6 protein-coding genes are annotated in these 7301 nt (G+C 65.9%); 2 read left to right on the top strand and 4 right to left on the bottom strand.

What is annotated here, in order from left to right; genetic code table 11:
* Nucleotides 1–84 precede the first annotated feature (84 nt).
* Nucleotides 85–537 (bottom strand): GNAT family N-acetyltransferase, encoded by a 453-nt coding sequence (locus WBQ44_RS10490; protein WP_495566628.1) that lies wholly within the window; start codon nucleotides 535–537, stop codon nucleotides 85–87.
* 67 nt (nucleotides 538–604) lie between these two features.
* Here WBQ44_RS10490 and WBQ44_RS10485 point away from each other — a divergent pair, with 67 nt between their 5' ends.
* Nucleotides 605–2632, top strand: coding sequence for an ABC transporter ATP-binding protein (locus tag WBQ44_RS10485; protein WP_495566627.1), 2028 nt, complete (start codon nucleotides 605–607; stop codon nucleotides 2630–2632).
* Entirely contained in the window at nucleotides 2629–3360 is a 732-nt protein-coding gene (locus tag WBQ44_RS10480; protein ID WP_495566626.1) for an energy-coupling factor transporter transmembrane component T family protein, read from the top strand. Before WBQ44_RS10485 ends, WBQ44_RS10480 begins: the two co-directional genes overlap by 4 nt.
* An 18-nt stretch (nucleotides 3361–3378) precedes the next feature.
* Here the strand turns inward: WBQ44_RS10480 and WBQ44_RS10475 are convergent, their stop codons facing one another.
* The 3 genes from WBQ44_RS10475 to WBQ44_RS10465 form a co-directional block, all read right to left on the bottom strand.
* A complete protein-coding gene (locus tag WBQ44_RS10475; protein WP_495566625.1) occupies nucleotides 3379–5028 on the bottom strand; it encodes a VWA domain-containing protein in 1650 nt (549 codons plus the stop codon).
* Between the two features lie 96 nt (nucleotides 5029–5124).
* Nucleotides 5125–6753 carry a hypothetical protein gene (locus WBQ44_RS10470; RefSeq protein ID WP_495566624.1) on the bottom strand — a complete coding sequence of 543 codons (1629 nt, stop codon included), beginning with the start codon at nucleotides 6751–6753 and terminating at the stop codon, nucleotides 5125–5127.
* Nucleotides 6754–6780: 27 nt separating this feature from the next.
* The gene (locus WBQ44_RS10465; RefSeq protein ID WP_495566623.1) at nucleotides 6781–7215 is read right to left on the bottom strand and encodes a type II toxin-antitoxin system Rv0910 family toxin; all 435 of its coding nucleotides are present in this window, start codon (nucleotides 7213–7215) and stop codon (nucleotides 6781–6783) included.
* Nucleotides 7216–7301 lie beyond the last annotated feature (86 nt).

Genomic DNA, 7301 nt, shown 5'->3' with positions numbered 1-7301 from the left:
GCCCACAGGGCCGTCAGCACGCTGCTGCCGGCGGACGTCGCCGTCGCCCGGCAGGCTCGGGAGCAGGCCAGCAGTCCCGCTGATCTACAACGTTCGGGAGTAACACAGAGAGGTCGGCTCGTTCGCGTATGGACCAAACGAGTCGACCTTCTCGTATCCCTCACGCTCGTAGAACCGCATCGCGTCGGGCTGCCCGGTGCCGGTCTCCAGTTTCAGAACGCCGATGCCGCGGGCTCGTGCACTTTCCTCGAGCTTGCGCAAGATCGCGACCGCCGCGCCGCGTCCGCGTTCGGCGGGGATGACGTACATCCTCTTGATTTCCGCTTCACCTGCATCGAGCAGTCGCAGCGCGCCACAGCCGACACCCACGGCGTCGTCATCACGCGCGACCACGAACACTACGATGTCCTCCGCGGACGGCGCAGTGCCCGGCTCGTGGCTGCTGTTTCCGTAGCGGGCATCCAATTCGGCCCGCTGAGCCGCGCGGAGTTGGGCGCCCACAGGGGTGTCCCAGCTCTCTTCGTCGACAGTGATCACTCGGGTACGCCTTCCTCGAAACGAATGGCGTGAGTCTAGGGCGCGATCCCCCTGGCACACTGAACGAGTGACCGACAGCCCCACCGACCACCGCCCGTCATCGGCTCTGACGCCTGTCGAACTGGCGACGGCAGCGGTGATGAGCAGCTTTGCGGTCGCGCTGTCGGTGGTGGCACTGGTCATACCGTTCGCCACGGCTCTGCAGATCGTCGCCGCCGTTCCACTCGCCGTCGTCGCCCAACGTCACCGCACCCGCGCACTCGTCGCCGCTGCCGTCGCAGGCATTCTCGTTGGATTCGTCGCGGCAGGCACCGGCACGGCCTTCACCGTCGCCACCGCGGCCCTTCTCGGCGGAATCGTGGGCCGGGCGAAACGTAAGAAGCAAGGGCTACTGTCCGTCCTCGCCACCGCGTCGATCGTCGGCCCGGCTGTCGGACTCGTCACCGTCGCTGCGCTTGCCGCCCTGACACCACTGCGCGAACTGTTCCTCCGCACCATCGAGAACACCATCGAAGGCGTCGCGCGATTGATGTCGCGAGCCGAGCTACTCGTACCTGCAGCCGACATCCTTCGCTCCAGTGTCGGAGTGGTACTGGACAATTGGTGGTGGTGGATTCTCGGGACGATGACGTTCAGCATCGTCATCGGCGCACTTTTCACCTGGCTGATCCTCGGCACCGTCCTGGACCGCCTCGCCATCATTCCGGTGGTCGAGCACCTCCCGTCGGGCGTCGGTGGACACATCGCGCCACTTCCCGTGCGGTTGAACGCAGTCGGCTTCCGCTACGAGAACAGTCGCGGCCATGCCCTCGACGGCATAAACATGACCGTCGAATTGGGCGAATTTCTCGCCATCGTCGGCCACAACGGTTCCGGAAAGTCGACGCTCGCCCGCATCCTCGCCGGACGCACACCGACCTCCGGAACTGTGGACAGGCCTGGGTCTGCCGGGCTCGGCCTGGCAGGCGGTACCGCGGTCGTGCTCCAACGACCCGAGACCCAGGTGCTGGGAAGCCGCGTTGCCGACGACGTCGTGTGGGGTCTGGCACCGGACGTCGATCTCGACGTCGACGCCCTCCTCACCGAAGTGGGCCTGAGCGGAATGGGCATTCGCGAAACCTCCTCACTCTCGGGCGGCGAGTTACAGCGCCTTGCAGTCGCTTCCGCCCTTGCTCGACGCCCGGCGCTGCTGATTGCCGACGAGGCAACGGCAATGGTCGACGCCGCAGGCCGCGCAAGTTTGGTGGCGCTGCTCGCGGAACTGCCGAAACGCCACCGGATGTCCGTCGTGCTCGTCACGCACCAGGAGTCCGAAACCACCGCCGCCGATCGCGTCGTGCACCTCGACGCCGGCGTGCAGGTCGAGCATTCACCCGAGTGGATGCGTGCCCGCTACCTCGATTCTCGTTCGGCCACATTCCGAACCGGCGGGCCGTTGATGGAGCTGCGCAAGGTCGAGCACACCTACAACCGCCGCACACCATGGGCACAGCGGGCCCTCGGCGGCATCGACCTGACGATCGCACACGGTGACGGGATACTCGTCCTGGGCGGAAATGGGTCCGGAAAATCCACTCTCGCTTGGATTCTCGCGGGATTGACGATGCCCACGTCGGGCACCGCACTGTTCGCCGGCAAGGACATCACCCAAGACGTCGGCGCCGTCGGCTTGGCATTCCAACATTCCCGCCTGCAATTGCAACGCCGGACGGTCGCCGAAGACATCGAGGCTGCAGGCGGCCCCGAGGTGGGATCGGCCAAGGTCGCTCGCGCGATGGACGCAGTGGGACTCGACAGACTTCTCGCCGGCCGCGACATCGACTCGCTGAGCGGCGGGCAGATGCGCCGCGTGGTCATCGCGGGACTCGTCGTCAACCGGCCCCGGATACTCGTACTCGACGAACCGCTCGCGGGCTTGGATCCACCCGGACGCAGCGAGATCATCGACGTTCTGGGCAACCTACGCGGCCAGGGCATCGCGATCGTGGTCATCTCGCATGATGTCGACGGCATGGACACGATCTGCGACCGAACCATCGTCCTCGACGGCGGCCACATCACCCACCAACAGTCGACGAGAGGAGTGGCGTCGTGACCACCGTCGTGCTCCGCCAGGTTCCGGGTTCATCCCCTATCCATAGACTCTGGGCCGGAACGAAACTGCTGGCCGTACTGCTGATCAGCATCACCATCGTCGTGGCACCGTCGTGGCCGTCCATCGGCATCGTCGTCGCACTACTCTTGGTGACCGCCGCGATAGCGCGCGTACCACCCACAGCGGTACCGCGCCCACCGGTATGGATTTGGGCACTGTTTTTCGTAGGCGCACTCATCAACGTGCCTCTCGGCATGGACGCGGTCCTTCTGTTCGCGAGGTCGACGGTCTTCGCGTTCGTTCTGCTCGGCGCCTCGATCATGATCGGATGGACGACGTCGATGAGCGATATCGCGCCTGCAGTCGCCACACTGGGCGCGCCGCTGAAGAAGTTGAGATTGCCGGTCGACGAATGGGCGGCCACCGTCGCACTGTGTCTGCGTTCGCTACCGCTGTTGATCGAAGAAATGCGGACGATGCTCGCAGCCCGCAAACTACGCCCGAAATCCGTTCTCAACAGTGCCGCCGACAACTCGATCGTCGACCTCATCACGGCAACGATGTCCATCGCCATCCGTCGGGCGTCCGAGATGGGTGAAGCGATCACCGCCCGCGGCGGTACCGGTCAGATCACCGCATACCCGGCCAGGCCAAGGCTTTCCGACGCGGTCGCGCTCGTCGTGGTCACCCTGTGCTGCGCGACGGGGATCACGCTGACTTTCCTCTGAGTGGGCTATTCCCCACCGCTATTCCCCACCGATGCGCTGAGTACGGCTGTTGAGCGCTTCGACGAACACGTCGGGAATGTCTCGCGGATCTTCCGCGACGTAGCTGGTTCCTCCGGTGGCCGCGGAAATACGCTGCAGTGCAACGGGATCGGCGTCCGTGGTAACACCGACGGTGACGATAACGACCGGGCGCACCGGGTCCTGCTCACGCTGCAGAGTCTCGATCAGCTGATCGAGGCTGGGGCTGCCCTCGTCCTCGTTGGTGCCGTCCGTGAGCAGGATGACGGAGTTGACGTAGTTGGGGTCGTAACCCTCTTTGACCCGGCGAAAGGCCGCCAGCGTGGTGTCGTACAGACCGGTGCCGCCGCCGACCAGGGAGGGCAACGTACGTACCGCCGAGAAGATGGCGTCTCGGTGCAGCAGCCCATTGTGCACAGCTTGCACCGGAGCCAATGGGACCAATTCTCGGTAGTCCTGACGCCCGCCGCCCAGGCCGATCGAGAACGCCCACAGGCCCATCTGCGTCTGATCACTGAACAGCGCGTTGGCGCCGAGGCTGGCGTCGACCGTCAACGCTATTCGAGTGGACTCGCCGGACTTGGCGGCCATCGACCCGGAGACGTCCTCGACGACCAGGGTCCGCAGCGGCAGCGCGAGCACCGACCAGTCGCGCAGCGTTGTCTCGATGGCCAGCGGATTTTTCAGTTCGAGGGATGCGGCCGATCCGACACCGCGGTTGTCGGACAGGGGAACGGCGCTGGGCGGCCGGAAACCGGCGGTCGACATCTTCTCCGCCGCCGCAGTGGTCGCCAGCACCGAGGACAGCGCGGTGCCTGCGTCCCGAATCCTGCCGTAGTCCGGCCCGGCCGCGGCCGTAACGGCCATCGGGTAATTGAGGAAGTAGCTGCCGGTCGGAGGCACCGCTGCAGCCAGCGGTGCGGCCGGATTGGCTGAGTTGTGGGCGACGACGCTCTGTTCGGTGGCGACGCTGGTGCCACCGTCGGAGGCGACCTGAGCGACGAGGTCGGCCGTGCCGTGGGGTAGGTCGGCGATGCTGCCGAAGCTCTGGGCTTTGGGCACCAGGGCGGCGGACACCGCCTTGGCGTCGGAGATGGCCACCTCGGATTCGGCGAGCGCACCCAGGATCGCCGCGAGTGACGCGCTGCTGTCCAGCGGATCTCCGATGCGCTGCTCCGGATTTTGCAGTATTTCGAGCCACGTGTCGGTCGGCCGCGCGGAGCCCGCCTGCGTGACGACGACCGGAAGGGTGTTGGCGACGGATGACTTGGCAACCTCGGGCAACGTTCCCGTGGAACGCAGGGTCTTGAGCAACCACAGGGTGGAATCGGGGATCCACAGGTCGGGGCGGTTCGCGGCGGCCCCGGCGAGCTCGGTCGCCGTCTCGGTCGGGGCTTCGGCGCGGACCTCGAAATCATTGCACCCGCGTTCGACGACGTCGGTGGCGGCAAGAACGTCGGACACGACCGGAGCGATGGTGGGATCGACAGCCAAGGACACCGCCTCGACGGACTCGCAGTCGGCACTGCTGCCGCGAACGGCGTCGACACCGAAGTAACCGCCCACCGCGACGACGACCGCTACGACAGCGACCGCGCCCCAGATGTAAAGCGGGTTTCTTCTCGTGCCCATTCCGTGACGCCCCGACATGCCTCAGATCCCCCACCCGGTCAGCTTCTCTGCGAGCCTGCATCGTGCATGATTCGCACGATTCGAGCAAGCGACCGATCTAAAATAGCCGTCGAATCAGCGTCCTGCCCGGCTTTTGAGAGCATTCACGAACACATTGGGGATCTCTGCCGGGTTCCGTGCGAGGAAGCTCGTCCCGCCGGTTGCCGCAGAGATCTGCTGCAGAACCCCGGCGTCGGCGTCGTCGGTGATGCCGATGGTCACGATGACGACGGGTTTCGTCGGGTCCTGCTCCTCCCTCAACGTCACGAGCAGCTCGTCGAGCGAGATGCTGCCCGGGTCCTCGTTGGAGCCGTCGGTGAGGATGATGACGCTGTTGATGTAGTCCGGGTCGTAACCCTGCTTGACCTCCCGGAATGCGGCGAGAGTGGTGTCGTAGAGCCCGGTGCCGCCGCCGACGAGCCCGGGCAGTACTCGGGTCTGTTGCAGCAGCAGGTCGCGCTGCGACGTCCCGTTCACGTTCTCGTCGAGGCGCCGAATGGGAACGAGTTCGCGGTAGTCCTGATCGTCGCCGCCCAGGTCGACCGAGAAGGCCCACAATCCGAGCGCTGCGTTGTCCGGGAACAGGCGGTTTCCGGTCTCGCTCGCCTGAACGGTCAACCCGATCCGGGTATCGGCGCCGACGCTGTAGCCCATCGAGCCGGACACGTCTTCCATCACGAGCGTTCGCGAAGGAAGCGCGAGCACCTGATACCGACGCAGCGTCGCCTCGGCGGTCTGTTGATCCGCGAGGACGAGAGCCGTGACGTCCCCCAGACCGCGCGCATCACTGAGCGGTGCGTTGTCGGGTGCACGGAAGCCGGCCTCGGACAGCGCGGCGAGTCCGCTCTCGGACGCGAGCGCTTCGGCAACCGCCAAACCGACGGCCTTCGCGCCGTCCTTGCGATCCGACGTCTGCTCGGAGACCGCGAGCGGGAAGTTCAGGTAGAAGCTGCCGGTGGGAGGTGCCGTCGCGGCGATGTTCGCGCCGGAGTTCTGACGATCGACGAGCGTCTGCTCCGAGACGACGGCGACTCCACCGTCCTGCACCATCTCGTCCAGTCGTACATCCGGGTCGGCTTCACCGCGTGTCGCTGCCTGTGCCTGCGCGATGGGAACGAGCGCGGCGGAGATCGAGTCGACGGCCGCCGCGTCGGCACCCGCTTCGGCGAGGGCGCCGAGAATGGCGGCATCGGAGATCGTGTTGGACAACGGATTTCCGATACGCAACCCCTTCAGCTGTAGCGCCGTCAACCAGGAGTCGAAAAACGGCACCTCGTCCTGACGTGCCGCGATGACCGCGGGTGAGCTCGCCACCGACGGGCTCGCAAGGTCGACCAATTCACCCGTCGACCGGACGGTCTTGCCGACCCACAGTGCCGAATCGGGAATCCACAGCGACGGGGCGTCGACGCCCATGGCGACGGCTGCGGATGCCTCGCCCGAATCGGTTGCCGTCACCTCGACCGATGCGCAACCGAGGTCTTCTGCAGCAGTGGCGTCGACGACCTGCTGCACGACGCCGGCGATGGCCGGGTCTGCGGCAAGGGTGTAGCTGGACGGATCCTGGCACTCGCTGCCGAACGCCCGTTGCGCGGCGTACACAGCGCCGCCGATGACGACGAGCAGTACGACGGCGAGGACGCCGTACTTGACCAGGTTGGTCGAACCGGATGCTGCGGGCGGTGCACTGTGTTTACCGGGCATCGATAGCCTCCTCCGAGATCGAGATGGCTACGAGTAGAGGGATTCGAAAGTCTTCATCGAATTCTCGATGTCGCCCTTGAGCGCGCGCGCTACACCGGACCCGATCGGGCCGAACAGTGGTGCGCCGCCGAGGTCGACGTCGAGGGTCAGCACGGAGCCACCGGACTTGCCTGCCGCCACGGTCAGAACGAGGGAGATCTTGACGCCGCCCTTGCCGTTGCCTTTCAGCTTCAGCTTCTTCGGCGGGTCGTACGTTTCGATGGTCCACCGGACGCGGTTGCGCATTCCCTTGACGCTGGCCACCGACTCGAGGGTGGTGCCGACGGACAGCTGTTCGGGTAGTTCGCTTCGCCACCCCTCGTGGATGGAGAGCCACTTGTCGTAGTCGGCGAGATCGGATGCATGGGTCCACGCCGCCTCGGGGTCGAGGGGGACGTCGACGGAAACCTTGAGCTTGGCCACGGAGGGATCGTAACCACCCGAGTCAAGGCAGCTGTGTGAGGTACGACTCCCCCGAGACAGACGACCGAGGCGGCCGACGTAGTCGT

Origin of the sequence: Rhodococcus sp. (in: high G+C Gram-positive bacteria) (genome assembly GCF_049591685.1) — a bacterium.
Classification (GTDB): Bacteria; Actinomycetota; Actinomycetes; order Mycobacteriales; family Mycobacteriaceae; genus Rhodococcoides.
Note: the sequence above shows the minus strand (reverse complement) of the source record. Positions and strands in the feature narration are given on the sequence as shown.